This window comes from uncultured Winogradskyella sp. (genome assembly GCF_947498005.1).
Lineage (GTDB): Bacteria > Bacteroidota > Bacteroidia > Flavobacteriales > Flavobacteriaceae > Winogradskyella.
Genome location: NZ_CANMIW010000036.1, coordinates 1 through 454, shown reverse-complemented (window position 1 = coordinate 454; position 454 = coordinate 1). Strand labels below are relative to the sequence as shown.

Here is a 454-nt window from a genome sequence, read left to right as displayed (position 1 = left end):
AACGGTTTTGTGTATGGTTAGTTGCGTGGTTAAGCAACTAATTTAGCAAACTTTTACGAACCCGAGAAAATTCCGCAGGAATTTTCGCAAGTAAGCACTTAAAAAGCAATTAATTATACACGGTGTTACCTGCTGGCTTTATTCAATTCAGTTTATTTTATAAATCATTTCATAGTCGTGTGCTGTAACGAACATTGGGTAATCACTCCATTTTTTTCCGCTTTCTTTTGCTTTTTTATAGGTTTCCCGAAAAAGTTCTTGCAAACGTAAAATGATTAATAATTCCGAAACTTCATAAGCTTGCTCAATTTCTGGTATGTCGAATTTTTGGTTTTTATAAACGTCTTCGTAAACTTTTTGAAGGTTTTCAAATCCAGTTATGGTCAAATCCTTATTCGTATGATGCTCAAAATCCGCTAACCATTCATAATCCTCATTTCCGATTTCGCTAAAC

General features: G+C 33.9%; 1 protein-coding gene. It reads right to left on the bottom strand.

Annotation, left to right across the window (positions count from 1 at the left end):
- Positions 1-147: 147 nt before the first annotated feature.
- Positions 148-454, bottom strand: a 307-nt coding sequence (locus Q0891_RS17230) for a hypothetical protein (protein WP_299103580.1), incomplete at its 5' end; no start/stop codon positions are given.